Here is a 25,663-nt window from a genome sequence, read left to right as displayed (position 1 = left end):
ATGACCGTACACCCCGTAATTCCCCAGGCCGCGCCCGACAATGTGCTGCGCCTGGACGCCCATCGTCCGGCTCGGCTTGGCCGCTGGCTGGTGCTGGCAGGCTTTGGCGGCTTTCTGCTGTGGGGCGCCCTGGCGCCGCTGGACAAAGGCGTGCCGGTCAGCGGCACGGTAATGGTTGCCGGCAGCCGCCAGGCCGTGCAGCACCCCACCGGCGGGGTGATCGAGCAACTGCTGGTGCGCGATGGCGACCGGGTCAAGGCCGGGCAGGTGCTGGTACGCCTGGACTCGACCCAGGCCCAGGCGCAGGTTGGTTCGCTCGAGGTGCAGTACCTCAATGCCCGGGCCGGTGAGGCGCGCCTGCTGGCCGAGCGCGACGCTGCCAGCAGCCTGGTGTTCCCCGAGGACCTCCTGGCCCAGGTCGGCACACCCTGGGTCGCCACGGCCCTCGAGGCGCAGCGCCAATTGCGCGTCAGCCGCGCCCAGGCCCTGCGCATGGAGCTTGACGGCCTGCGCGAAAACATCGCTGGCGCCGAGGCGTCGCTGGCCGGGCTGCAAGGCTCGATGGCCAGCAAGCAGGCCCAGCGCGATGCCCTCGACGAGCAACTGCACGGCCTGCGCGAGCTGGCCCGGGATGGCTACATCCCGCGCAACCGCCTGCTCGACAACGAACGGCTGTTGGCCCAGGTCAACGGTTCGATTGCCGAGGACCTGGGCTCCATCGGTCGCACCCGGCGCCAGGTGCTGGAGCTGAAACTGCGCATCGGCCAGCGCCAGCAAGAGTTCCAGAACGAGGTACGCCAGCAGCTCGCCGAGCTGCAGGCCAACGCCGAAGACCTGGGCAACCGCCTGCGCAGCGCCCGCTTCGAACTGGCCCACAACCAGGTGCGCGCCCCCGCCGACGGCACCGTGGTCAACCTGAGTGTGTTCACCAACGGCGGGGTGATCGCCCGTGGCCAGCAACTGATGGAAATCGTACCCAGCGAGGCGCCGCTGCTGGTGGATGCCCGGGCACCGGTGGAGATGGTCGACCGTCTCCACCCGGGCCTGCCGGTAGAGCTGATGTTCTCGGCCTTCAACCAGAGCACCACGCCGCGGGTGGACGGCGAGGTGACCCTGGTGTCGGCTGACCGCCTGCTGGACGAGAAGACCCAGCAGCCGTACTACCAACTGCGCATCAAGGTCAGCCCCGAAGGGCTTGCGCAACTGGCCGGGCTCGACATTCGCCCGGGCATGCCGGTGGAGGCCTTCGTGCGTACCGGCGAACGCTCGCTGCTCAACTACCTGTTCAAGCCGCTGGCCGACCGGGTGCATGTCGCCCTGGCGGAGGAATGACTGCAATGCTGATTGCCCGCCTGACCCTCGCCGCGCTGCTGTGCGGCAGTGCCTCGGCACATGCCCTGGACCTGGGTGACGCCTACGCCCTGGCCCTGCGCAACGACCCCACCTGGCAGGGCGCCATTGCCGAACGCGCCGCCGCTATCGAGAACCTGGCCATTGGCCGCGCCGGCTTGCTGCCCAAGCTTTCGTACCGCTACAACCGCGCCCGCAATGATTCCGAGGTGACCCAGTACAGCCAGTTCGGCGATGTCACCACCCAGCGCGACTACCGCAGCTACACCTCGACCCTGACCGTCGAGCAGCCGCTGTTCGACTATGCCGCCTGGGCCCAGTACCGCAGCGGCGTGGCCCAGGCGGCGCTGGCTGACGAGCGCCTGCGCGGGCGTGGCCAGGAGCTGGTGGTGCGTTTGTTCCAGGCCTACAGCGAGGCGCTGTTCGCCCACGAGCAGATCAGCCTGGCCCAGGCCCAGCGGCGCACCTACGCCGAGCAGCTGACCCTCAACGAGCGCCTGCTCAAGGGCGGCGAGGGCACCCGCACCGATGTGCTGGAAACCCGTGCCCGCCTTGGGCTGGCCCAGGCCCAGGAGATCGAGGCCGGCGACAACCTGGATGCCGCACTGCGCACCTTGCAGGCCATCGTCGGCGAGGCGGTGGGGGTCGAAGACCTGGCGCCGCTGGCTGCGGGCTTCAGGGTGCAGCCGTTGAGCCCGGCGCGTTTCGAACCCTGGCGTGACCTGGCGGTGGCGCACAACGCCGAGCTCGCCAGCCAGCGCCACGGCCTGGATGTGGCCGAGCAGAATGTCGAGCGCCAGCGTGCCGGGCACCTGCCGTCACTCAGCGCCTACGCCAGCAAGGGTATTTCCAGCTCAAGCTCCGAGAGCACCTACAACCAGCGCTATGACACCGACAGCGTCGGCCTGCAGCTGAGCCTGCCGTTGTTCGCCGGTGGCGGGGTGTCGGCAGCGGTACGCCAGGCCAGGGCCCAGCGCGATGCGGCAGGCTTCGAGCTGGACGCGCAGCTGCGCGACACGGTCAACCAGCTGCGCCGGCAGTTCAACCTGTGCGCCAGCAGCACGGCGAAGGTCCGTGCCTACGACCTGGCGGTGAATTCAGCCGCAGCCTTGGTTGAGGCCACGCGCAAGAGCGTGGCCGGGGGCGAGCGGGTCAACCTGGATGTGCTGGACGCCGAGCAGCAGCTGTACAGCGCCCGGCGCGATCTGGCCCAGGCGCGCTATGACTACCTGCGGGCGTGGTTGCAGCTGCGCTATCTGGCGGGGGTGCTGGATGCGCGGGACTTGCAGGTGTTGAACGGGTATTTCGTGGCGCATGGATGAGTGCGGAGCCTGTGGGAGCAACTGTCTTGTGCTGTCTGAACCGGCCTCATCGCCGGCAAGGCCGCTCCTACACGGGCCGCATCGCCATCAAAACTGCGCTGTACCTGTAGGAGCCGGCTTGCCGGCGATGAGGCCCTTGCAGGCAAACCAAAAAGGGGAGCCGACGATGCGCGTCGGCTCCCCTGCGTGATCACTCAGTCAGCGATCAATGCTCGGCCACGGCCTTGCGCCTGGGCGCTTCGTTGCCATGTTCGTCCAGTTCCAGCACAGGTACTTCGTTCCCCTCGGCGTCGAACAGCTTGCCATCCTTGAAGTAGTCGCCATCACGCAGGGCCGAGATGTCCGAGTACTGGATGGTGCGCTCGTACGCGGCCGCGAACACCGACTGGTTTTCCGAGTTACCGGTGGTGAAGTGGTTGAACATCAGGTTAAGCAGGATGGCCATGATCGCCGCCGAGCTGATGCCGGAGTGGAAGATGGTTTCGAACCAGGTGGGGAAGTTGTGGTAGAAGGTCGGCGCGGCGATCGGGATCATGCCGAAGCCCAGCGAGGCGGCGACGATGATCAGGTTGACGTTGTTCTTGTAGCTGACCTTGCTCAGGGTGCGGATGCCGCTGGCGGCCACGGTGCCGAACAGCACGATGCCGGCGCCGCCCAGTACCGGGGTGGGTACTGCAGCAATCACCCGGCCCATGATCGGCAGCAGGCCCAGTACCACCAGGATCACACCGCCGGTGGCCACCACGTAGCGGCTCTTGACCCCGGTCACGGCCACCAGGCCGACGTTCTGGGCGAAGGCGCTCTGGGTGAACGAGCCGAATACCGGGGCCAGGATGCTCGATGCCATGTCGGCGCGCAGGCCGTTGCCCAGGCGCTTGGAGTCGACCTTGGTGTCGATGATTTCACCGACCGCGAGGATGTCCGCCGAGGTTTCCACCAGGGTCACCATGATCACGATGCACATCGACAGGATGGCGGCGATGTGGAAGGTCGGCATGCCGAAATGGAACGGCGTGGGGAAGGCGAACATCGGGCCTTCGCTGACCTTGCTGAAGTCGGCCATGCCCAGCGACCAGGCGATCAGGGTGCCGATCACCATGGCCAGCAGGATCGACAGGCGCGAGATGGCCGCGTTACCCAGCTTGCTCAGCACCAGCACGATGGCGAAGGTCAGCCCGGCCAGGCCGATGTTGGCCACGCTGCCGAACTCCGGCGAAGCACTGTTGCCACCCATCACCCAGCGTGCGGCCACCGGCATCAGGGTCAGGCCGATGGTGGTGATGACGATACCGGTCACCAGCGGCGGGAAGAACTTGGTGATGCGCGAGAACACCGGGGTGATCAAGAAGCCGATCAGCGATGCGGCCATGACCGCGCCCAATACCCCTTGCAGGCCACCGCCGCCTTCGCTGCTGATGATGGCGCCCATGGTTGCCACACCAGCAAACGACACGCCCTGCACCAACGGCAACTGGCAGCCGAAGAACGGCAGGCCGAGGGTTTGCAGCAGTGTGGCCAGGCCGCCGGCGAACAGCGAGGCGGCGATCAGCAGGCCTATCTCGGCCCCGTTGAGGCCGGCGGCCTGGCCGAGGATCAGCGGCACCGCGACGATCCCGCCATACATGGTCAGGACATGTTGCAGCCCGTAGGCCAGGTTGGCGCCAAGGCCGAGGTTTTCGTCCTCGGGGCGTTGGGTGGGAGACGTGCTGGTGGACGTAGTCATGGAGCAGGCTCTCGGTTTTATTGTTGTCTGGCTACTGTAGGCAAAGAGTGCATTCGATTGCCATCAAAATTGTATACAAGTTTTTGATCCTAACGCCCACGCTGCTGCCTCCAAAGGGCTCGTTTTCTGGATGCAGGATACGTTCCAGCTAGCTGGGATCGGTTTTAGATGGGTGTATACAACCCGCCAGGCAGCTGGCTATAAGCTGTCTGAGTAGTCAGGAAGCACTTTGGGGATGGAGTTCTTAGCAAGCTAAGAGATATCAATCTTCGATCAATTCCCGCAGCTCACGCATCATTTCGGTGCTGTCACCTACGTTCAGCTCCACCAAACGGTGCAGGTGGCTCATCGAGTCGACGTCTATATAGAGGCAGATGAAGCCCAGCCGAGTGGGTTCTTCATGGCGCAACTCAACCTGCATCTTCACCTTGGTGACCTTGTCGTTGAGGTGAATGATGGCCTCGAAGTCCTGGCTCAGGTCGGCTTCCCATGGCTCGGGGCATTTGATCAGCAGGCCCTTGAGGGAAACGTCGAGCAGGGTTACCGGCCAGCGCCGTTCGCCCTGGCGCAGTTCGGTGGGGGCATCGAAGGCGATGCGCTGGAAACGGCGGCGTTCGTCGTGGTCGCTCATGGCAAGGTCCTCGGGGTTCAGCCTGACTATAGTCAATGATGTCGCTGTAGCAGGTAGCGCAATCCGGCCGCAGAGGCTCTAGACCAAAGCAAGTATGGCAATGCGCGATGACACGCCCTAGACTCGGTGGGCGGTCTTTTCCAATCCACCAGCTGGAAGTAAACCATGAACAACAATAATAGCCTGCTACGCCACATTCCGTGGCTGGCGCTGGCAGTCATAGGGGCCTGCGCGCTGGGTGTGGTTGCCCTGCGTCGCGGCGAGGCGATCAATGCCTTGTGGATCGTGGTCGCGTCTGTGGCCATCTACCTGGTCGCCTACCGCTACTACAGCCTGTTCATCGCCAACAAGGTGATGCAACTCGACCCCCGTCGGGCCACGCCCGCGGTACTCAACAACGATGGCCTGGACTACGTCCCGACCAACAAGCACATCCTGTTCGGCCACCACTTCGCCGCCATCGCCGGCGCCGGCCCGCTCGTGGGTCCGGTCCTCGCCGCGCAGATGGGCTACCTGCCCGGCACCCTGTGGCTGATTGCCGGCGTGGTGCTGGCCGGTGCGGTGCAGGACTTCATGGTCCTGTTCCTCTCCACCCGCCGCAACGGCCGCTCCCTGGGCGACATGGTGCGCGAGGAGATGGGCCGCATCCCGGGCACCATCGCCCTGTTCGGCTGCTTCCTGATCATGATCATCATCCTCGCGGTGCTGGCGCTGATCGTGGTCAAGGCCCTGGCCGAGAGCCCGTGGGGCATGTTCACGGTGATGGCGACCATCCCGATCGCGATGTTCATGGGCATCTACATGCGCTACATCCGCCCGGGCCGCATCGGTGAAATCTCGATCATCGGCGTGGTACTGCTGCTGCTGTCGATCTGGCTGGGGGGCCAGATTGCTGCAGACCCGGTGTGGGGGCCTGCCTTCACCTTCACCGGCGTGCAGATCACCTGGATGCTGGTCGGCTACGGCTTCGTCGCCGCGGTACTGCCGGTGTGGCTGGTGCTGGCGCCGCGTGACTACCTGTCGACCTTCCTCAAGATCGGCACCATCGTCGGCCTTGCCATCGGCATCCTGGTCATCGCGCCCGAGCTGAAAATGCCGGCGCTGACCCAGTTCACCGACGGTACTGGCCCGGTCTGGAAGGGTACCTTGTTCCCGTTCCTGTTCATCACCATCGCCTGTGGTGCGGTGTCCGGCTTCCACGCGCTGATCTCCTCGGGGACCACGCCCAAGCTGCTGGACAACGAAACCAACGCCCGCTACATCGGCTACGGCGGCATGCTGATGGAGTCGTTCGTGGCCATCATGGCCATGGTCGCCGCCTCGGTGATCGAGCCAGGCGTGTACTTCGCCATGAACAGCCCGGCTGCGGTGGTCGGCGCCGACGTTGCGTCGGTTGCGCAGACGGTCAGCAGCTGGGGCTTCCTGATCACCCCTGAGCAACTGGAGGCCGTGGCCCGCGACATTGGCGAGCACACCATCCTGGCCCGTGCCGGCGGCGCGCCGACCCTGGCGGTCGGTATCGCGCAGATCCTGCACCAGGTGCTGCCGGGCGAGAACACCATGGCGTTCTGGTACCACTTCGCCATTCTGTTCGAAGCCCTGTTCATCCTCACCGCCGTAGACGCCGGTACCCGTGCCGGGCGCTTCATGCTGCAGGACCTGCTGGGCAGCTTCGTACCAGCGCTCAAGCGCACCGAGTCGTGGGGCGCCAACCTGCTGGCTACCGCTGGTTGCGTGGCGATGTGGGGCTACCTCTTGTACCAGGGCGTGATCGACCCGCTGGGTGGCATCAACACCTTGTGGCCGCTGTTCGGCATCTCCAACCAGATGCTGGCCGGTATAGCCCTGATGCTCGGCACCGTGGTGCTGATCAAGATGAAGCGCCAGCGCTACATCTGGGTCACCCTGGTACCGGCAGTGTGGCTGCTGATCTGCACCACCGCCGCTGGCCTGATCAAGCTGTTCGACCCCAACCCTGCGGTTGGCTTCCTGGCCCTGGCCAAGAAGTACAGCACCGCACTGGACGCCGGCCAGGTACTGGCCCCGGCCAAGGATATCGGGCAGATGCAGCACGTGATCTTCAACGCCTACACCAACGCCGGGCTGACCATCCTGTTCCTGGTGGTGGTGTTCAGCATCCTGTTCTTCGCGCTCAAGGTCGGCTACGCCGCCTGGGGCCGCAAAGAACGGACCGACAAGGAAACCCCGTTCCAGGCCCTGCCTGACGCTTGAGAGGAATGCCGCGATGTTCAACGACCTGGGTCGACTGGGTAAGTACCTGGGGCAGGCAGCCCGCCTGATGGTCGGCATGCCCGACTACGACAACTATGTCGAGCACATGCAGAAGACGCACCCGGACAAGCCGGTGATGAGCTACGAGGCGTTCTTCCGCGAACGCCAGGAAGCCCGTTACGGTGGCAAGTCCGGGCCCAAGTGCTGCTGAACCCGCGTCATGTGTAAAGCTGTGGGAGGCCGGGCAACCGGCCTCCCACAGTCATTTTCGGCTTGAGGAGATTTTGCGTGCACACGCCCATACCCGTTACCGTGCTGACCGGCTTTCTTGGTGCCGGCAAGACCACCCTGCTCAAACACATGCTCAAGGCCGAACACGGCCTGAAGCTGGCCGTGATCGAGAACGAGTTCAGCGAGGCCGGTATCGACAGCCAGTTGCTCGGCGACGAGCCGGTGCAGGTCATGACCCTGGCCAACGGCTGCGTCTGCTGCAGCATCCATGGCGACCTGACCCGCGCCCTGTACCTGCTGCTGGAGCGCCTGGACGCCGGCGAGATCGCCTTCGACCGCCTGGTAATCGAGTGCACCGGCCTGGCCGACCCTGCGCCGGTGGCGCAGACTTTCTTCATCGACGAAGAGCTGCGCGAGCGCTACATCCTCGACGGCATCATCACCCTGGTCGATGCCGTGCACGCCGAGCTGCACCTGACCCAGGCCATCGCCCAGGCTCAAGTCGGTTTTGCCGACCGCCTGCTGCTGAGCAAGACCGACCTGGCCGAGCCCGAGGCCGTCGATGCGTTGCGCGAGCGCCTGGCGCGTATCAACGGCCGCGCAGCCATCCGTGTGGTCGAGCATGGCCGCATCGACCTGGCTGAGCTGCTCGACGTGCGTGGCTTCAACCTCAACCCGGAGCTGGGCATCAGCCTCAAGCCCACCCTGCGCCCGGTACTCAAGCCGGCCACCCCGGACCGTATTCGCACCCTGGTGCTGCGCACCGACACACCGCTGGACATCGACCGCCTCAGCGACTTCATGAACGGCCTGCTGGAAGAGCATGGCAAGCAGTTGCTGCGCTACAAGGGCGTGCTGAACATCGCCGGCGAAGACCGCCGCCTGGTGTTCCAGGGCGTGCTCAAGCTGTATGGGTTCGACTGGGATGCCGAGTGGAAAGACGGCGAGGTGCGGGAGAGCGTGATGGTGTTCATTGCCGATGAACTGCCGGAGGAAAAGATACGGGCAGGGTTCGACGCATTGGCCCACGTCTGATTGGGACGCAGCTGACTGTTAGATGCCGCCGAAAGGCGGCATTTTTCATGGCCATGTTCAATTGCTCGGCCGGTAGTCACTGCCCCCTTGATAGGAGTACCTTTTTTGGTACACTTGGCCTCGTCAGATCAGCAAGTCCGTGTTTTGTTCTTTCGCAGTGCGCTCGGTAACGAGCCCGTACGAGAGTGGTTGAAAGCCCTGTCGCGCCATGAACGGCAAATAATCGGTACCGAGATCAAGACGGTACAGATCGGTTGGCCGCTCGGCATGCCGCTGGTGCGCAAGCTGGAAAGCGGGCTTTGGGAGATCCGCATCGATTTGGCAGATACCGTGGGGCGTGTGCTGTTCACCATCAGCGATGGCGTAATGGTGCTGCTTCACGGCTTCATCAAGAAAAGCCAGAAAACACCCGCGGTTGACTTGGCGGTGGCCAGGCAACGCAAGGCAAGCCTCAGGAGACAAACGACATGAACTCGCATATCGGTTCGGATTTTGATGATTTTCTCGCCGAAGAAGCCCTGCTGGAGGAGGTTACGGCAGCAGCCCTCAAGCGCGTGATCGCCTGGCAATTGACGCAAGCCATGAAGCAGCAGAAGGTCAGCAAAAAGGCGTTGGCCGAGCGCATGCATACCAGCCGTACAGCTGTGGACCGGGCGTTAGACCAGAATGATCCGGGCATGACCCTGGCAACCCTGGCCAGCGCTGCGCGGGCATTGGGGCAGCGTGTAGAAATACGCCTGGTGCCGGAGCTTGCACCGGCCCGGTGAACGAGAGCCCACCAAAAAGCCCGGCACATGGCCGGGCTTTTTCACATCAGGCGGCTGCCAATCAGTTGCTGTAAACCGGCAGCTTCTTGCAGATGGCCTTGACCTTCTCACGCACGGCGTCGATCACCGCTTCGTTGTTCAGGTCGGCCAGGATGTCGCAGATCCAGCCTGCCAGCTCGCGGCACTCGGCCTCTTTGAAACCACGGGTGGTCACGGCCGGGGTGCCGAAACGCAGGCCCGAGGTCACGAACGGCGAACGTGGGTCGTTTGGCACCGAGTTCTTGTTGACGGTGATGAAGGCCTTGCCCAGAGCGGCGTCAGCGTCCTTACCGGAGATTTCCTGCTTGATCAGCGACAGCAGGAACAGGTGGTTCTGGGTGCCGCCGGAGACGACGTCGAAGCCACGCTCGATGAACACTTCGGCCATGGCCTGGGCGTTCTTCACTACTTGCTGCTGGTAAGCCTTGAACTCAGGCTGCAGGGCTTCCTTGAAGCAGATGGCCTTGGCGGCGATGACGTGCTCCAGCGGGCCGCCCTGGGCGCCCGGGAAGACTGCAGAGTTCAGCTTCTTCTCGATGTCGGCGTTGGCACGGGCCAGGATCAGGCCGCCGCGCGGGCCGCGCAGGGTCTTGTGGGTGGTGGTGGTGACCACGTCGGCGAACGGTACCGGGTTCGGGTACACGCCGGCGGCTACCAGGCCGGCCACGTGGGCCATGTCGACGAACAGGTAGGCACCGACCTTGTCGGCGATGGCACGGAAGCGTGCGAAGTCCAGCACCTGCGAGTAGGCCGAGAAGCCGGCGACGATCATTTTCGGCTTGTGCTCGAGCGCCAGGCGCTCGACTTCGTCGTAGTCGATCAGGCCGTTGCCGTCGATGCCGTACTGGATGGCGTTGTACAGCTTGCCCGAGGACGAAACGCTGGCACCGTGGGTCAGGTGGCCGCCGTGGGCCAGGCTCATGCCCAGGATGGTGTCACCGGCCGACAGCAGGGCCAGGTAGACCGCAGCGTTGGCTTGCGAGCCTGCGTGCGGCTGGACGTTGGCGTAGTCGGCGCCGAACAGCTCCTTGGCACGGTCGATGGCCAGTTGCTCGACCACGTCGACGTACTCGCAACCACCGTAGTAGCGCTTGCCCGGGTAGCCTTCGGCGTACTTGTTGGTCAGGACCGAGCCTTGGGCTTCCATGACTGCTGGGCTTGTGTAGTTCTCCGAAGCGATCAGCTCGATATGCTCTTCCTGGCGCAGGGCTTCTTGCTGCATGGCTTCGAAGAGCTCGGCGTCGTACTTGGCAATGGTCAAATCACGGCTGAACATGGCGGTCCTCAAGGATCGGGGGTGAGTTAGGGGGGCATTCTAACTGATTGATTCGCGGCTGGCATATGAACTGGCATCAAGTCGCGGACCAATGGGGCTCATGTTGCAGGCCGCATGGGGACTGGGCTGGAGTTGACTTTGTGGTCCGTTTTTTGGCGCTGCGCGGTGTCTTGGCGGGGGCGGCTGCCTTGTGCTGCCTGAGCCGGCCTCATCGCCGGCAAGCCGGCTCCTACAGGTACGGCACTGACCTGAAGCTCATACGATCCCTGTGGGAGCGGCCTTGTGTCGCGATTGGGCTGCGTAGCAGCCCCGGCAATTTGGCTGGGGTGCGCAAATCATGGAGCCGCTGCGCGCCCCCTTGCGCGACACAAGGCCGCTCCAGGAAACTCGTGGCGCCACAGTCACTGAAACATGAACAACGTCTCGTTGCTGAACTGCGCCTCGAACTGGTTAGCCGGCATCGGCCGGCCGAACAGGTAGCCCTGCACCTCGTCGCAGCCGTGCTCGCGCAAGAACTCCAGTTGCTCGTGGGTCTCGACGCCCTCGGCGATTACCGCAAGGTTCAGGCTGTGGGCCATGGCGATGATCGCCCGGGCGATCTGCGCATCCTGCTCACCTTCAGGCAGGCCGTCGACGAAGGTGCGGTCGATCTTCAGCACGTCGATGGGGAACTGCTTGAGGTAGTTGAGCGACGAGTAGCCGGTGCCGAAGTCGTCGACCGCAATGCTCAGGCCGAGGTTCTTCAGGCTGGCGAGGATCTGCATCGCCTCGTTGACCTCGCGCATCAGGATACTTTCGGTCAGCTCCAGTTCCAGGCACGCCGGCGGCAGCCCGGTTTCCTCGAGAATGTCGGCAATGCGCGTGCCCAACTGGCCGTCGGAGAACTGCCGCGCCGAGATGTTCACCGACACCTTCGGTACCCGCACCTTCTGCTGGTGCCAGGCCTTGAGCTGGCGGCTGGCCTCGCGCAGCACCCAGTCGCCGATATCCACCACCAGGCCCAGTTCCTCGATCACCGGGATGAACTCGCCCGGCGGCACCAGGCCGCGGGTCGGGTGGCGCCAGCGCAGCAGCGCCTCGGCGCCGGTCAGGCGCTTGCCGTCTCCGCTGAACTGCGGCTGGTAGTAGAGGATGAACTCGTTCTGCTCCAGGGCGTGGCGCAGGTCGCTTTCCAGCTCCAGGCGCTCCAGGGCGCTGGCGTTCATGTCGGCCTGGTAGAACTGGAAGTTGTTCTTGCCACGCTCCTTGGCGTGGTACATGGCGGTGTCGGCGTTCTTCATCAGCTGGCTCAGCTCGCTGCCATCCTGCGGGCTGAGGGCGATACCGATACTGGCGGTGACGAAGAACTCGCGGTTTTCCAGCACGAACGGCGTCACCAGGCCGGCGAGGATGTGCTCGGCCACATGAATGGCGCGGTTGAGCGCTTGCTCGCGGGTGGCCCGGGGTTGCAGCAGCAGGGTGAACTCGTCGCCGCCCATGCGCGCCACGGTGTCGCCGTTGTCGACGCAGGCCAGCAGGCGCTCGGCCATGTCCTTGAGCATGCGGTCGCCTGCGGCGTGGCCGAGGGAGTCGTTGATCGGCTTGAAGCGGTCCAGGTCGAGGAACATCAGCACCACCCAGGCCTTTTGCCGTTCGGCCTGCTGCAGGGCGTTGTACAGGCGGTCCTGGAACAACGTGCGGTTGGGCAGGTGGGTGAGGGCGTCGTAGTAGGCCAGGCGGTGAATGCGCTGTTCGCTGGCCTTGCGCTCGCTGATGTCGGTGAAGAAGCACACGTAGCTGGCCAGGTCGCCCTCGTCGTCCAGCACCGCGGTGATGCCCACCCAGGCCGGGTAGTGCTCGCCGTTGCGGCGCTTGAGAAACACCTCGCCCTCCCAACTGCCGCGCTGGTTGAGCTGCTTGAGCACGTAGCCCAGGTGCGCATCCTGCTGGTGCTCGACGGTGAGCATGCCCGGCAACTGGTCGAGTACTTCGGCCACTTCATAGCCGCTGACCCGGCTGAACGCCTCGTTGGCCTGCACGATGTAACCGGCCGGGTCGGTGATGAGGATGGCCGAGGTGGAGTGCTCGAATACCGTCGCGGCCATGCGCAGGTCTTTCTCGGCGCGGCGCTGCTGGCTGATGTCGCGGCCCACGCCCAGCACGCCCTCGAAGCGCTCGTGTTCGTCCCACACCAGCACCAGGCGCAGTTCGATGGGGATCTTGCGGCCATCGGCGCGCAGGCAGTCGAACAGGAACAGTTGGGTAGGCAGGGTGCTGCGCAGGCGGGCCAGCTGTTCGCTGTCGCCCAACGCCTTGCTGACCCGCTCCATCAGCCCGTACACGCCGGTGAGCTGGGCCGGGTTGGCGACGATCGATTGCCAGCCGTTGGCGAAGATCCAGTCGGCCTGATAGCCCAGCACCGCCTGCACCGACGGGCTGACGTAGTTCAGGTGCAACTGGTTGTCGGTACTGAAGATCACGTCGCTGATGCTTTCGGCGAGCATGCGGTAGCGCTGCTCGCTGTCGCGCAGCGATTCGCTGGCCTCGATCTGCACGGTGACGTCCTTGCCCACCCCGATGATGCGGGTCACCTGGTCGTCACCGTCGCGGGTCAGCACCTGCTCGCGGATGTCGTAGCAGCGCCAGCCGCCATCGCGGTGGCGAAAGCGCAGCTGGCAGTGCAGCGACTGGCCGTAGCTGCTGTCCAACTGCTGTTGGCGCAGGGCGTTGTAGCGGGCGGCGTCCTCGGGGTGCAGCAGCAGCTCCCAGAAGCGCTCGCCCATCTGCGCAAGCTCGGCACGGTCATAACCCAGGGTCTGGCCGAGGTGGCGGTTGCTGAAGATCATCCGCTGGCTGTGCACGTCCTGCACGTACAGCTGGTCGGGCACGGTGCGCACCACGTCCGACCAGAAGCTCTCGCGCTCCAGCAGCGACAGCTCGACCTGTTTGCGGCTGGTGATGTCGCTGATGCTCAGGATCACCGCCTGGTAGTCGCGCCGCTGCTGGGGCAGCCGAACCATCAGCCACAGGTGCAGCTCGCCGCCCAGCGGCGCTGGCAGGCGCACTTCCAGCTCCAGATGCGAGCGCTCTTCAAGCAGCGCGTCGATCAGTTGCATACCGATGCTTTCGCGGCCGTTGCCGCTGCCGTCGATCAGGCGTTGCCAGGCGCCTTCGTGGCAGTCGACGTTGAGCAGCTGGCGGGCTACCTGGTTGATCTCGGTGATTTTCAGCTCCAGCAGCAGCGAGCGGCGCAGGTTGCTGTCCAGCGCCAGGCTTTGCTTGAGCGCGGCGAGGTTGCGCAGGTGGTAGCGGTCGAGCTGGCCGGGCAGGCTGGAGAGGTCGAGCACGCACAGGGCGACGCCGGTGCCCTCGAAGATTTCGTGGTAGCGTCGGCGGTCCTCCTGCAAGGCGCGCTGGCGCCGGCGCATGTTGATCAGCGCCAGCACCGGCAGCAGCGCGCAGAACAGCGCCAGCACGCACTTGCCGACCAGCGCCGGGAGCAGCTTGCTGCGCGCCAGGCCCTCGTCGAACAGGCCGCGCAGTTGCCAGGTGCTGCTGTCGATGAACGCCAGCATCACGCTTTGCAGGGGCTCGTCGCTGGTCAGGGTGGGGCCGTGGCGCTCGATCACCTCGCCGTTGCGGCTGTTTTCCAGCAGCCAAAGCGGGTGGCTGGGGCCGTCCAGGTGCTCGGTGAGCTCGTGGTAGTAGGCCGGGCCCAGGCGTAGCAGCCAGTAGCCGCGGTCCTGCTCGGCGGTTTGGCGCAGCAGCAGGTACACCTGCTGGTTGTCGGGCGTGTTGCTGTAGAAGTAGCTGCTGCCCTGGTTCAGTTGCAGCAGTTCGTCAATCAACTGGCGGTCGTGGCTGCCGGCCTGGGAGTCGGCCAGTACCTGCCCGCTGGCGTCCAGCCAGGCCAGTTGCTGCAGGCTTGGCAGGCGCGCCTGCAAGGTGTCGAGCAGGTTCGGCAGGGCGCTGGGCGCCGGCGCCTTGACGTAGGGTTGGACCAGGTTGAGCGCCTGCTGGGCCTTGAGCGCCATGTTCAGGTTCAGGTGGTCGGCCAGTTCCGCGCTGGTGGCCAGGCTCTGCTGGCGCAGGTCGGCCTGGGTATGGCGAAACTGGGTCACCAGCTGCCACAGCAGCAACCCCAGCAACACCAGGGCCAGCAAGGCCAGCGCGCCTTTGAGCGAGCCACGCAGGTGTGAGCCGGCCGTGGGTACGGCAGGGCGCAGAGGGGGCATTTGCTTCAAGTTGGTCAAGCGTCGGTCCTGCGATTGGGCTGGCGATGGCAGGGGTTTGCATGCACGGCGCATGCCGTGGCCTGGCCTGTAGCCGGCGCACTATATAGCCGCACGTATGAAGCCGCCTAGCATGCCTTCAAATGTGGCAAAGTGCCAGCCCGCGCACCCATGAGCAACCTCCCATCCTGTCATGCCGGTTCGGCAAGCCCCTGCAACCTGTGCGAGAATGCCGCCCGCTTCAAATAGTCAACGCATCGGAGAAGTACGGTTTTGGTTACCCACTATTCCACCAATGGCCTCGATTCCGCCTGTGGGCGTAGCAGTCAGACCCTGGTCAGCACTGCCACTGCCGAGGGCGTATCCTGCAAGACCTGCCAGCGCTCGCTGGCCAAGCCCGACGCCGCTGCCGGCGGCAACAAGTCGCCCTCGCTGGCCGAGCTGCGCAAGTCGGCCAAGGCCGCCAAGGCGGTTGCCGAGCCGGCAGGCGAAGTGGCCGCACAACCGCTCGCCAAGCCTGCCGCTGCGCCGGCCAAGGCAGTGAGCAAGCCGGCCAGTAAAAAAGCCGACAAGCCAGCCCGCAGCGGCGGCTTCAGCGTCAAGTCGGCCTGGGCTGCGCGCCTGGCCGAGCAATCGGACCGTTGCCGCCTGCCGCGGGGCAAGGCCAAGCAGTCGCACGTCTGAGGCCCCTCATCGCTGGGCAAGCCCGCTCCCACAAAGGTAAATGTGGGAGCGGGCTTGCCCAGCGATAGCCGCAAAGCGCCCCCTGCCTGCCATCTACCCCATCTGTGCAATGCCACGACTTGGCGTAGAATGGCCCACTTTGTTCAATGACACCCCGTAAACACATCCCCCGGGCAACCGCCACGGGCGTACGTCGATGTCTTTACCTATCTGATAGAGGGCTTGGTTTTGGCTCAATACGTCTACACCATGCATCGGCTGAGCAAGGTCGTGCCGCCGAAGCGGGAAATTCTCAAGAACATTTCCCTGTCGTTCTTCCCAGGCGCCAAGATCGGCGTGCTCGGCCTGAACGGCGCCGGTAAATCGACCCTGCTGCGCATCATGGCGGGCGTCGACAAGGAATTCGACGGCGAAGCCCGGCCGATGCCCGACATCAATGTCGGCTACCTGCCCCAGGAGCCGCAACTGGACCCGACCAAGACCGTGCGTGAAGTGGTCGAGGAAGCGGTCAGCGTGATCAAGGACGCCCAGGCCCGCCTGGACGAGGTGTACGCCGCCTATGCCGACCCGGACGCCGACTTCGACAAGCTGGCCGCCGAGCAGGCCAAGCTCGAAGCCATCCTGCAGGCCGCCGACGGCCACAACCTGGAGCGCCAGCTGGACGTCGCCGCCGACGCCCTGCGCCTGCCGGCCTGGGAAGCGAAAATCGAGCACCTGTCCGGTGGTGAAAAGCGCCGTGTAGCGCTGTGCCGCCTGCTGCTGTCGGCCCCCGACATGCTGCTGCTGGACGAGCCGACCAACCACCTGGACGCCGATTCGGTGGCCTGGCTCGAGCGCTTCCTGCACGACTTCCCGGGCACCGTGGTGGCCATTACCCACGACCGTTACTTCCTCGACAACGTTGCCGGCTGGATCCTCGAACTGGACCGCGGTGCGGGCATCCCGTACGAAGGCAACTATTCGGGCTGGCTGGAAGCCAAGTCGGACCGCCTGGCGCAGGAATCCAAGCAGCAGAGCGCCCACGAAAAAGCCATGAAAGAGGAACTGGAGTGGGTGCGCAAAGGCGCCAAGGCCCGCCAGTCCAAGTCCAAGGCCCGTCTGCAGCGCTTCGAAGAGATGCAGTCGCAGGAGTTCCAGAAGCGTTCCGAAACCAACGAGATCTACATCCCGGCCGGCCCGCGCCTGGGTGACAAGGTCATCGAGTTCAAGAACGTCACCAAGGGCTACGGCGACCGCGTGCTCATCGACAACCTGTCCTTCGCCATGCCAAAAGGCGCCATCGTTGGTGTGATCGGTGGTAACGGTGCCGGTAAATCGACCCTGTTCCGCATGCTGATGGGCAAGGAGCAGCCGGACTCGGGCAGCATCGAGATCGGCGAAACCGTGCAACTGGCCTGTGTCGACCAGAGCCGCGAGGACCTGGACGGTGGCAAGACCGTATTCCAGCAGGTGTCCGATGGCTCAGACATGATCAAGATCGGCAACTACGAGATCCCGTCGCGCACCTACGTCGGCCGCTTCAACTTCAAGGGCGGTGACCAGCAGAAGTTCGTCAAGGACCTGTCCGGTGGTGAGCGTGGCCGCCTGCACCTGGCCCTTACGCTGAAAGAGGGCGGCAACGTCCTGCTGCTCGACGAACCGTCCAACGACCTTGACGTCGAAACCCTGCGTTCGCTCGAAGAAGCCCTGCTGGACTTCCCTGGCGCCGCCATCGTGATCTCCCACGACCGTTGGTTCCTGGACCGTGTCGCCACCCACATCCTGGCGTACGAAGACGACTCCAACGTGACCTTCTTCGAAGGCAACTACACCGAGTACGAAGCCGACCGCAAGAAGCGCCTGGGCGATGCCGCTGCCCAGCCGCACCGCGTGCGTCACAAGAAGCTGGCCCAGTAAGGCTGTTTCGGTTGCACAAAAATGGGGCCCTCAGGGGCCCCATTTTTGTGCCTGGCAATAAGGGTGCTGGCTTCATCGCAGGCAAGCCTGCTGCTACAGAAAAACCGCGCCCCCTCTAGGAGCAGGCTTGCCTGCGATAGGGCCAGACCCGCCCCTATAAATCTCGGATTTTGTATACATTTATAGAAAACGCACCAAATAATTTCAAAAAAACGACATGACGCCCTGTTCCAGTGCGATTGCTTCTTGGTACATTCCCGAAAAAACCAATAAACAATCCCTCTTGGTGAGACGTCTACCATGATCGAATCCGTCGACAATTTCCTCGCACGCCTGCAACAGCGTGACCCCGGCCAACCCGAATTCCACCAGGCGGTGGAAGAGGTGCTGCGCACCCTCTGGCCGTTCCTCGAAGCCAACCCCCACTACCTGCAGGCCGGTATTCTCGAGCGCATCGTCGAGCCCGAGCGCGCCGTGCTGTTCCGCGTGTCGTGGGTCGATGACCAGGGCAAGGTCCAGGTCAACCGCGGCTATCGCATCCAGATGAACAGCGCCATCGGCCCGTACAAGGGCGGCCTGCGCTTCCACCCGTCGGTCACCCTGAGCGTGCTCAAGTTCCTGGCCTTCGAGCAAACCTTCAAGAACTCCCTGACCTCGCTGCCCATGGGCGGCGGCAAGGGCGGCTCGGACTTCGACCCCAAGGGCAAGAGCGACGCCGAAGTGATGCGCTTCTGCCAGGCGTTCATGAGCGAGCTGTACCGCCACATCGGCGCCGACTGCGACGTGCCGGCCGGTGACATCGGCGTGGGTGCCCGCGAAATCGGCTTCATGTTCGGCCAGTACAAGCGCCTGGCCAACCAGTTCACCTCGGTGCTGACCGGCAAGGGCATGACCTACGGCGGCAGCCTGATCCGCCCTGAAGCCACCGGCTACGGCTGCGTGTACTTCGCCGAAGAAATGCTCAAGCGCCAGGACAAGCGCATCGACGGCCGCCGCGTGGCCATCTCGGGCTCGGGCAACGTTGCCCAGTACGCTGCGCGCAAGGTCATGGACCTGGGCGGCAAGGTGATCTCGCTGTCCGACTCCGAAGGCACGCTGTTCTGCGAAGCCGGCCTGAACGATGCCCAGTGGGATGCGCTGATGGAGCTGAAAAACGTCAAGCGCGGCCGCCTGAGCGAGCTGGCCAGCCAGTTCGGCCTGGAGTTCCGCAAGGGCCAGACGCCGTGGAGCCTGCCGTGCGACATCGCCCTGCCGTGCGCTACCCAGAACGAGCTGAACGCCGAAGACGCCCGTACCCTGCTGCGCAACGGCTGCATCTGCGTGGCCGAAGGCGCCAACATGCCGACCACCCTGGACGCTGTGGATATCTTCATCGAGGCCGGCATCCTGTACGCCCCGGGCAAAGCGTCCAACGCCGGGGGCGTGGCCGTGTCGGGCCTGGAAATGTCGCAGAACGCCATGCGCCTGCTGTGGACCGCCGGTGAAGTGGACAGCAAGCTGCACCACATCATGCAGTCGATCCACCACGCCTGCGTGCATTACGGTGAAGAGGCCGACGGCACGGTGAACTACGTCAAGGGCGCCAACATCGCCGGCTTCGTCAAAGTGGCCGATGCCATGCTGGCGCAAGGCGTGGTCTGATCTGGAACTGCTGGGGCCGCTTTGCGGCCCTTTCGCGACACAAGGCCGCTCCTACAGGGAACACGATAGTCTGAGCAATCGCGTATCCCTGTAGGAGCGGCCTTGTGTCGCGAAAGGGCTGCAAAGCAGCCCCATGGCCCTCAAGTCTCCCCCCTGACTTCAAGCACCTCGATCATCTGATCCCCCGCCGGCCTGCGCCACAGCACCTCATCCCCAGGCCCCGCGCCCAACAGCGCCCGCCCCAGCGGCGAGCCCCAGTTGATCAGCCCGTGCACGGCATCGGCTTCATCCTCACCCACCAGCCGCACCTCTTGCTCCTGGCCGTCCTCGTCGACGAAGCTCACCCAGCTGCCAATCTGCACCTTTTCAGTGGACGTCGGCGCCGGCACCACCTGGGCACTCTGTATCCGCGCATTGAAGTAACGCAGGTCTCGCTCGGCATCGGCCAGGCGCTGTTTGTCGGCCCGTTCGCCTTGTGCCTGCAGTTCGCTGCGCAGGGCATTGAGCGCCGCCACGCGTTGCTGCAGCTGGGCCAGGCCGCTGGCGGTGACATAGTTGGGCTGGTCGCTGACGCGCCGCTCCACCGGCTGGCTGGCCTGGGCGGCGGCCTGGTCCTCGTTGACGAATGCTCGGCTCATGCGCGGGCCTCCTTGTGCAGGAGACCATGGTGGCAGCTGCGGGGTTTCAACGGTTGTCCGTTTGCGACATCAGTTGCGCCGGTAGGCGCGGGCGGCGCCCTGGTCCTTCTCGCGCTGCCAGTCGCGGTCGCGTTCATCCCAGTAGCGTTCGCGGTACTGGCGGGTGTCCTGGTTGCTCTGCATGGCGTGGCACTGGCGAAAGCCGTCGTCCCAGCCGGTTTCGTACTGAGCTTCGTGCAGGTAGCGCGGCACGTTCTTGCGAAACTCGCCGACCATCAGCCCAGCGGCCTGGCGCCCGCTGCTGCAACCGTCGTCGAAGCCATCGGCGTAGGCCGGCGGGTAGCCCTGCTGGACCATTTGTTGGTGGGTGGTTTCGCACCCGACCAGCAACAACGCGACGCACAAACCCAGCCAATACCGCGACATGACCACAAGACCTCGAGAGTAATGCAGCAAAGTCTAGGTGGCGGTTTGTCGGGGAGGTGTCAAAACAGTGTCAAAGAGTCGGTTGGGTCACAGATGCAGCTTGTGAAGCTGACGCTATCCCTGTGGGAGCGGCCTAGTGTCGCGATGGGGCGCGCAGCGGCCCCAGGATCTCGGCATCATGCAAAATCGTTGGGGCTGCTGCGCAACCCATCGCGACACAAGGCCGCTCCCACAGGTAGCGCATTTGCTTCTGGCCTGTGCAGCACCTGTAGGAGCCGGCTTGCCGGCGATGGGGCCCTCAGTAGTGATACCACTTCAACTCCAGCATCACCTCGTTCTGCGCCGTGGCCAGGTGGCTGAACTGGCGGGATGCACTCAAGCGCAGCCCAAGGTTCTGGCTCACTTCCCACTGCTGGTTCAGGCTCACGCTGCGGCGCACCTCGCCATTGGTGAAGAAATCGCCCTTGGCTTCCAGCGTCAGGTTGCCCAGCGGGTTGCGCCACAGCAGCCCGCCATTGAACCCCGCCGCCGGCGAAACGAACTCGGTGAAGTCGTTGTGGTGCTCCACCCGCACCGTGCCCAAGGCAAAGCCCAGCAAGTCGTCGTTCAACTGCCAGGTACTCCCGGCACCGCCGTTGACATGGCTGACCAGCACCTCGTCCTCATGCTTGCCCGGCACCCGCTCCAGGCCGCCGGCCACCTGCCACGACCAGGGTTTGAGCAATGCATCGCGCGGCGTCAGCGAGCGGATGGTGGCCAGGTCCAGGCGCTGCACCTGCCAGTCGTTGCCCTCGTACTGGCGCAGTTTGAGCTGCAGGATCTCGATCTGCGCGCCGAGCGGGAAGCCGAACATGTTGTCGTTGAGGTCGTGATAGGCCATACGCAGGCCGTACTCGGCGAACGCGCGGTCCTCGCGGGTGCCCACCCCCAACTGCCAGGTGCGCGACTGGTGGCCGTCTTCGGGCAGGCCGGGGCGTTCGATCTGCAGCGGCGGCGGCGGGTTGCGGTTGATCGCCCGCAACAGCTCGAAACTGCGCGCGGCCTGGGCCGGGTCGCGTTCCTGGCCGTTGGCGCGGTAGCGCTCCAGGCGGTAGGCGGCGTCTTGCACCAGGGCCTGGCGCTCGCGGGGCAGGGCGGTGAATTCGGGGCTTTGCAAATGCGTGGTGTCAGCGCTGATGGCCAGCACCTGTTGCTTTTCTGCGGGCTCCAGCGGCTCGGCGCGGGCCAGCAGTTCGCGCTCGCGGGACGGGCGGTAGCGCACATCGGTGACCAGCCCGGACTGCTTCACCGCCTTGACCGTGTCGGTGGGGATGGCGGTAAGGGGGAACTGCGAGGTCAGGTCCAGGCTCGGGCGCGCCACCTGCAGCAGTTCGAGCAGGCGGTACGAGCAGTTCTCGTCGAAGAAGAAGTAGTCGAACTTGATCTGCTTGAGCTCCCACACATGCTCGACCATGCGCCCGGTCTCTTCCGGGGTGAGGTCCAGCTGGTACTCCCACAGGTCGCGGTTTTCCAGGCTGCGGTATTCGGACAGTTTCTCTTGGTAGGGCATCATCGCGAACAGCCCCGGGTAGCCGCCCATCAGGCCCTTCCAGGCGTACAGGATGCTGTTGTCGCTGCCTTCGATGTAGGCGCCGAAATTGATCGCGTAGCTCAGCAGCGTGGTGTCGTCGCGGCGGGTGTTGGACTGGTCGATGCGCAGCAGGGTGTGGCCGAACATCGATGACGGGCTGTTCAGGTACGCGGCCGGGAAGATCAACGCCGCGCTGTGCGGGTCGATCGACTTGTACCAGGTGGTGAATTCGGGGCACTCGGGCTGCGGCAGCCCGGTGAGGTTCAGTTGTTCGCGCAACCAGCGGGTGCGTGCCGGGAACACGCACTGGGCGTGCTTGTCAGCGAGATTTGCCGGGGCATACAGCGCCTGCACCGTGGCCGCCAGTTCCTGATCGGGGTGGTGCGCGCCGTCGGCGGCGAGGAAGAACCGCGGGTCGTCGACATAGCTGCGCCACCCGCCAAGCTTGGCGGTTTCGTAATGGCCCAGGGCAATCCAGTAGGGCGTGACTGCCAGCTGTTGCAGGCGGACCGGGTCGACTTGCGGTGCGGCGTGCAGCGGTGCGCTGGCGAGCAGCGCCAGGGGAGCGAGGCGTTTGAGCATGTCGGGCAACTACATCCTGATGATGCCGAAAAGGTAACCGCCAAACCCGCCCCGATGCCGGGGCGGGCGGCGCGGGGCTCAAGCCTCGGTGGCGTACTTGGCCAGTTGCGGGTCGCTCTTGAGCACCGCCAGGGTGTTGCTGTGCACAGATTCGGCAGTCACGTCGGCGCTGCTGAAGATCTGCTGGAAGTGCTCGTGGGTGACAGCGGCGAAGTGCGCGCGGTCCTCAGGTGCTACACCGAGCACCACGGCGTAGGTGGTCAGGGCTTCGCCCTGGCCCTTGGCCATGTCTTCGGAGAGCTCGTTCATCATGCCGTTCATGGCGAACCAGGACTTGCCGCCATAGGTGAGGGCCGCCTTGGTCGAGCAACCGTTGGTGCCCGAGGTCATGCCGAAGGTCGCGTTGCCGGAGGTGCCGTTGGTGGTGGAGGCCAGGAAGTGCGCCGGAGTGCCGCGTTGGCCTTCGAACAGCAGGTTGCCCCAGCCGCAGTTCGGGCCACCTGGCGATTCGGCCATGGCGTTGATCGAGACAGCGGCGAACAGAGTACCCAGAAGAATCCGTTTCATAGCGTTGTTCTCTTTCTGTAGTGACGTACCAAGGGTCAGGGTTCTGGCAACGCGGTTGCCAGTACAGGGAAGCTTTCCACCCCCCCGCGCAGCTTGGAGTTTAGGCACGATCCAAAGGTTGCGTTGTTTATTGCGAAAAATTGCATTGGCGTGGCTGCGACATAAAGTCCCGCACAGCCTTGCCAGCTGCTCGCAGGCAGCGCCAGAATGCTTTCCATCTGCCCCGCCGAAGTAAGGAAACCCAATGCCCGATCCTGTCGCCTCGCGCCTGCGTCTCGCGCCCGAAGCCCTGACCCGGCGTTTCTCCGCTGAACAGTTTGCCTTTTCCAACACTGACGATCTGGAGCCGTTTCGAGGTGTGCTGGGCCAGGAACGCGCCGTAGAGGCCCTGCAATTCGGCGTGGCCATGCCGCGCCCCGGTTACAACGTGTACGTGATGGGTGAGCCCGGTACCGGCCGCTTCTCGTTCGTCAAGCGCTACCTCAAGGCCGAGGGCAAGCGCCAGGCGACCCCGGCCGACTGGCTGTACGTCAATAACTTCGAAGACACCCGCGAGCCCCGCGCCCTGGAGCTGCCGGCCGGCAGCGCCCATGCGTTCATCAGCGACATGAACGGGCTGATCGACAACCTGCTGGCAACCTTCCCGGCGGTGTTCGAACACCCCTCGTACCAGCAGAAGAAGAGCGCCATCGACCGCGCCTTCAACCAGCGCTACGACCGCGCCCTGGACGTGATCGAACGCGCCTCGCTGGAAAAGGACGTGGCCCTGTACCGCGACAGCAGCAACGTCGCCTTCACCCCCATGGCCGACGGCAAGGCGCTGGACGAGGCCGAGTTCGCTCAGTTGCCTGAAGCGGTGCGCGAGCGCTTCCACGAGGATATCGCCGAGCTTGAGGACCGCCTCAACGAAGAGCTCGCCAGCCTGCCGCAATGGAAGCGCGAATCCAACAACCAGCTGCGCCAGCTCAACGAAGAAACCATCACCCTGGCCCTGCAGCCGCTGCTGGCGCCGCTGTCGGAGAAGTACGCCGAAAACGCCGCCGTGTGCGCCTACTTGCAGTCGGTGCAGCTCAACCTGCTGCGCACCGTGGTCGAGCAACTGGTGGACGACAGCAAGACCGACGCCGTGGCGCGCAAGATGCTCGAAGAACAGTACGCCCCAAGCCTTGTGGTCGGCCAGCCAGGCAACGGCGGCGCCCCGGTGGTGTTCGAGCCGCACCCCACCTACGACAACCTGTTCGGCCGTATCGAATACAGCACCGACCAGGGCGCGCTGTACACCTCGTACCGCCAGTTGCGCCCGGGTGCACTGCACCGCGCCAACGGCGGTTTTTTGATTCTCGAGGCCGAGAAGATGCTCGGCGAGCCGTTCGTGTGGGATGCGCTCAAGCGCGCCCTGCAGTCGCGCAAGCTGAAAATGGAGTCGCCGCTGGGCGAGCTGGGACGGGTCGCCACCGTGAGCGTGACGCCGCAGGTGATCCCGCTCGGCATCAAGCTGGTGATCATCGGCTCGCGCCAGCTGTACTACGCGTTGCAGGACCACGACTCGGACTTCCAGGAGATGTTCCGGGTGCTGGTGGACTTCGACGAAGACATGCCCATGGTCGACGAAAACCTGGAGCAGTTCGCCCAGTTGCTGCGCACCCGCACCAATGAAGAAGGCATGGCGCCGCTGACCAGCGACGCGGTGGCGCGCCTGGCCACCTACAGTGCGCGGCTGGCCGAGAACCAGTCGCGCCTGTCGGCGCGCATCGGCGACCTGTTCCAGCTGGTCAGCGAGGCCGATTTCATCCGCCAGCTGGCCAGCGAAGCGATGACCGACGCCGGGCACATCGAACGGGCGCTCAAGGCCAAGGCCACGCGTACCGGGCGGGTGTCGCAGCGGGTGTTGGACGACATGCTCGCAGGGATCATCCTGATCGACACCGAGGGCGCAGCCATCGGCAAGTGCAACGGCCTGACCGTGCTGGAAGTCGGCGACTCGGCGTTCGGCATGCCGGCGCGGATCTCGGCCACGGTGTACCCGGGTGGCAGCGGCATCGTCGACATCGAGCGTGAGGTCAACCTCGGCCAGCCGATCCACTCCAAGGGGGTGATGATCCTCACCGGTTACCTGGGCAGCCGCTATGCCCAGGAATTCCCCCTGGCGATCTCGGCGAGCATCGCGCTCGAGCAGTCCTACGGCTACGTCGACGGCGACAGCGCCTCGCTTGGCGAGGCCTGCACGCTGATCTCTGCACTGTCACGCACCCCGCTCAAGCAGTGCTTCGCGATCACCGGCTCGATCAACCAGTTCGGCGAGGTGCAGGCGGTCGGTGGGGTCAACGAGAAGATCGAAGGCTTCTTCCGCCTGTGCGAGGCCCGTGGCCTGACTGGCGAGCAGGGGGTGATCATCCCGCGGGCCAACGTCGCTACGCTGATGCTCGACGAGCGTGTGCTGCAGGCGGTCGAGGCCGGGCGCTTCCACGTGTACGCGGTAAGCCAGGCCGATGAGGCCCTGAGCCTGCTGGTGGGCGAGGAGGCCGGGGCGCTGGACGACAAGGGCGAGTTCGCCGAGGGCAGCGTCAACGCCCGCGTTGTCGAGCGCCTGCGGGTGATTGCCGAAATGATCAGCGAAGAAGAAATCAAAGAGGCCGAGAAGGAACGGCTGGAGGAAGTGATCGCCCAGGCCAAACCTGCGTAAGTCAATAAACCGGCGCTGGCGGCACATTGCTACCGTTCGGCGCCGGTTTTCTAACTTCATCCACCGATCGGCTAAAGTGGAACCAAGGGACAGTATCAGGGTTCAGGATGGAAACAGCCCGAACGTATCGGGCTGAACAGGGCATCTCAGAGGGGACGC

The 25,663-nt window shown here is 64.7% G+C and carries 19 protein-coding genes; 11 read left to right on the top strand and 8 right to left on the bottom strand.

What is annotated here, in order from left to right; translation table 11 throughout:
• Both KSS94_RS23370 and KSS94_RS23365 read left to right on the top strand, forming a co-directional pair.
• On the top strand, positions 1-1,332 hold the full coding sequence (locus KSS94_RS23370) for an HlyD family type I secretion periplasmic adaptor subunit (protein ID WP_217840405.1): 1,332 nt from the start codon (positions 1-3) through the stop codon (positions 1,330-1,332).
• 5 nt (positions 1,333-1,337) lie between these two features.
• Positions 1,338-2,672: a TolC family outer membrane protein gene (locus KSS94_RS23365; RefSeq protein ID WP_225935815.1), complete on the top strand. Its 1,335-nt coding sequence runs from the start codon at positions 1,338-1,340 to the stop codon at positions 2,670-2,672.
• 205 nt (positions 2,673-2,877) lie between these two features.
• On the opposite strand, the gene KSS94_RS23360 is transcribed toward KSS94_RS23365, so the two are convergent.
• Together KSS94_RS23360 and KSS94_RS23355 are read right to left on the bottom strand one after the other, a co-directional pair.
• Positions 2,878-4,395 carry a nucleobase:cation symporter-2 family protein gene (locus tag KSS94_RS23360; protein WP_217840403.1) on the bottom strand — a complete coding sequence of 506 codons (1,518 nt, stop codon included), beginning with the start codon at positions 4,393-4,395 and terminating at the stop codon, positions 2,878-2,880.
• A 262-nt stretch (positions 4,396-4,657) separates the two neighbouring features.
• Positions 4,658-5,026, bottom strand: coding sequence for a PilZ domain-containing protein (locus KSS94_RS23355; protein ID WP_217840402.1), 369 nt, complete (start codon positions 5,024-5,026; stop codon positions 4,658-4,660).
• A 165-nt stretch (positions 5,027-5,191) separates the two neighbouring features.
• Here KSS94_RS23355 and KSS94_RS23350 point away from each other — a divergent pair, with 165 nt between their 5' ends.
• The 5 genes from KSS94_RS23350 to KSS94_RS23330 all read left to right on the top strand — a co-directional run bounded on the left by KSS94_RS23350 (position 5,192) and on the right by KSS94_RS23330 (position 9,291).
• Positions 5,192-7,258, top strand: coding sequence for a carbon starvation CstA family protein (locus tag KSS94_RS23350; protein ID WP_217840401.1), 2,067 nt, complete (start codon positions 5,192-5,194; stop codon positions 7,256-7,258).
• Between the two features lie 13 nt (positions 7,259-7,271).
• Entirely contained in the window at positions 7,272-7,469 is a 198-nt protein-coding gene (locus KSS94_RS23345; protein ID WP_003251633.1) for a YbdD/YjiX family protein, read from the top strand.
• 77 nt (positions 7,470-7,546) lie between these two features.
• Positions 7,547-8,524, top strand: a complete 978-nt coding sequence (yjiA, locus tag KSS94_RS23340) for a GTPase (RefSeq protein ID WP_217840400.1) — start codon at positions 7,547-7,549, stop codon at positions 8,522-8,524.
• 114 nt (positions 8,525-8,638) lie between these two features.
• Positions 8,639-8,995, top strand: a complete 357-nt coding sequence (locus KSS94_RS23335; protein WP_217843652.1) for a type II toxin-antitoxin system RelE/ParE family toxin — start codon at positions 8,639-8,641, stop codon at positions 8,993-8,995.
• Entirely contained in the window at positions 8,992-9,291 is a 300-nt protein-coding gene (locus KSS94_RS23330) for an XRE family transcriptional regulator (protein ID WP_217840399.1), read from the top strand. The genes KSS94_RS23335 and KSS94_RS23330 overlap by 4 nt, the downstream gene beginning before the upstream one ends.
• 61 nt (positions 9,292-9,352) lie before the next feature.
• Here the strand turns inward: KSS94_RS23330 and glyA are convergent, their stop codons facing one another.
• Together glyA and KSS94_RS23320 are read right to left on the bottom strand one after the other, a co-directional pair.
• Complete coding sequence (glyA, locus tag KSS94_RS23325) at positions 9,353-10,606, bottom strand: serine hydroxymethyltransferase (protein ID WP_217840398.1); 1,254 nt, start codon at positions 10,604-10,606, stop codon at positions 9,353-9,355.
• A 401-nt stretch (positions 10,607-11,007) separates the two neighbouring features.
• The gene (locus KSS94_RS23320) at positions 11,008-14,838 is read right to left on the bottom strand and encodes a sensor domain-containing protein (RefSeq protein ID WP_437179981.1); all 3,831 of its coding nucleotides are present in this window, start codon (positions 14,836-14,838) and stop codon (positions 11,008-11,010) included.
• A gap of 252 nt (positions 14,839-15,090) precedes the next feature.
• Here KSS94_RS23320 and KSS94_RS23315 point away from each other — a divergent pair, with 252 nt between their 5' ends.
• The 3 genes from KSS94_RS23315 (at position 15,091) to gdhA (ending at position 19,038) form a co-directional block, all read left to right on the top strand.
• Positions 15,091-15,501: a hypothetical protein gene (locus KSS94_RS23315; protein WP_217840397.1), complete on the top strand. Its 411-nt coding sequence runs from the start codon at positions 15,091-15,093 to the stop codon at positions 15,499-15,501.
• A 228-nt stretch (positions 15,502-15,729) separates the two neighbouring features.
• Entirely contained in the window at positions 15,730-17,397 is a 1,668-nt protein-coding gene (gene ettA / locus KSS94_RS23310) for an energy-dependent translational throttle protein EttA (RefSeq protein WP_217840396.1), read from the top strand.
• A 300-nt stretch (positions 17,398-17,697) separates the two neighbouring features.
• A complete protein-coding gene (gene gdhA / locus KSS94_RS23305; protein ID WP_217840395.1) occupies positions 17,698-19,038 on the top strand; it encodes an NADP-specific glutamate dehydrogenase in 1,341 nt (446 codons plus the stop codon).
• A 140-nt stretch (positions 19,039-19,178) separates the two neighbouring features.
• Here gdhA and KSS94_RS23300 read toward each other — a convergent pair whose 3' ends face one another.
• The 4 genes from KSS94_RS23300 to KSS94_RS23285 all read right to left on the bottom strand — a co-directional run bounded on the left by KSS94_RS23300 (position 19,179) and on the right by KSS94_RS23285 (position 22,821).
• Positions 19,179-19,676 carry a GreA/GreB family elongation factor gene (locus KSS94_RS23300; RefSeq protein WP_217840394.1) on the bottom strand — a complete coding sequence of 166 codons (498 nt, stop codon included), beginning with the start codon at positions 19,674-19,676 and terminating at the stop codon, positions 19,179-19,181.
• A 69-nt stretch (positions 19,677-19,745) separates the two neighbouring features.
• Positions 19,746-20,102 carry a hypothetical protein gene (locus KSS94_RS23295; protein WP_217840393.1) on the bottom strand — a complete coding sequence of 119 codons (357 nt, stop codon included), beginning with the start codon at positions 20,100-20,102 and terminating at the stop codon, positions 19,746-19,748.
• Between the two features lie 298 nt (positions 20,103-20,400).
• A complete protein-coding gene (locus KSS94_RS23290; protein ID WP_217840392.1) occupies positions 20,401-22,254 on the bottom strand; it encodes an Lnb N-terminal periplasmic domain-containing protein in 1,854 nt (617 codons plus the stop codon).
• 78 nt (positions 22,255-22,332) lie between these two features.
• Complete coding sequence (locus KSS94_RS23285; RefSeq protein WP_217840391.1) at positions 22,333-22,821, bottom strand: DUF3015 domain-containing protein; 489 nt, start codon at positions 22,819-22,821, stop codon at positions 22,333-22,335.
• 244 nt (positions 22,822-23,065) lie between these two features.
• On the opposite strand from KSS94_RS23285, the gene KSS94_RS23280 reads away from it, so the two are divergent.
• The gene (locus tag KSS94_RS23280; protein WP_217840390.1) at positions 23,066-25,504 is read left to right on the top strand and encodes a Lon protease family protein; all 2,439 of its coding nucleotides are present in this window, start codon (positions 23,066-23,068) and stop codon (positions 25,502-25,504) included.
• Positions 25,505-25,663 lie beyond the last annotated feature (159 nt).

Source organism: Pseudomonas fakonensis (assembly GCF_019139895.1).
GTDB classification, from domain to species: domain Bacteria; phylum Pseudomonadota; class Gammaproteobacteria; order Pseudomonadales; family Pseudomonadaceae; genus Aquipseudomonas; species Aquipseudomonas fakonensis.
This window is presented reverse-complemented; position numbering and strand designations above follow the sequence as displayed.

Excerpts from the sequence above, each read along its gene's own strand:
- KSS94_RS23370 (WP_217840405.1), top strand. The coding sequence starts at position 1 with ATGACCGTACACCCCGTAATTCCCCAGGCCGCGCCCGACAATGTGCTG.
- KSS94_RS23365 (WP_225935815.1), top strand. The coding sequence starts at position 1,338 with ATGCTGATTGCCCGCCTGACCCTCGCCGCGCTGCTGTGCGGCAGTGCC.
- KSS94_RS23360 (WP_217840403.1), bottom strand. The coding sequence starts at position 4,395 with ATGACTACGTCCACCAGCACGTCTCCCACCCAACGCCCCGAGGACGAA.
- KSS94_RS23355 (WP_217840402.1), bottom strand. The coding sequence starts at position 5,026 with ATGAGCGACCACGACGAACGCCGCCGTTTCCAGCGCATCGCCTTCGAT.
- KSS94_RS23350 (WP_217840401.1), top strand. The coding sequence starts at position 5,192 with ATGAACAACAATAATAGCCTGCTACGCCACATTCCGTGGCTGGCGCTG.
- KSS94_RS23345 (WP_003251633.1), top strand. The coding sequence starts at position 7,272 with ATGTTCAACGACCTGGGTCGACTGGGTAAGTACCTGGGGCAGGCAGCC.
- KSS94_RS23330 (WP_217840399.1), top strand. The coding sequence starts at position 8,992 with ATGAACTCGCATATCGGTTCGGATTTTGATGATTTTCTCGCCGAAGAA.
- glyA (WP_217840398.1), bottom strand. The coding sequence starts at position 10,606 with ATGTTCAGCCGTGATTTGACCATTGCCAAGTACGACGCCGAGCTCTTC.
- gdhA (WP_217840395.1), top strand. The coding sequence starts at position 17,698 with ATGATCGAATCCGTCGACAATTTCCTCGCACGCCTGCAACAGCGTGAC.
- KSS94_RS23300 (WP_217840394.1), bottom strand. The coding sequence starts at position 19,676 with ATGAGCCGAGCATTCGTCAACGAGGACCAGGCCGCCGCCCAGGCCAGC.
- KSS94_RS23295 (WP_217840393.1), bottom strand. The coding sequence starts at position 20,102 with ATGTCGCGGTATTGGCTGGGTTTGTGCGTCGCGTTGTTGCTGGTCGGG.
- KSS94_RS23290 (WP_217840392.1), bottom strand. The coding sequence starts at position 22,254 with ATGCTCAAACGCCTCGCTCCCCTGGCGCTGCTCGCCAGCGCACCGCTG.
- KSS94_RS23285 (WP_217840391.1), bottom strand. The coding sequence starts at position 22,821 with ATGAAACGGATTCTTCTGGGTACTCTGTTCGCCGCTGTCTCGATCAAC.
- KSS94_RS23280 (WP_217840390.1), top strand. The coding sequence starts at position 23,066 with ATGCCCGATCCTGTCGCCTCGCGCCTGCGTCTCGCGCCCGAAGCCCTG.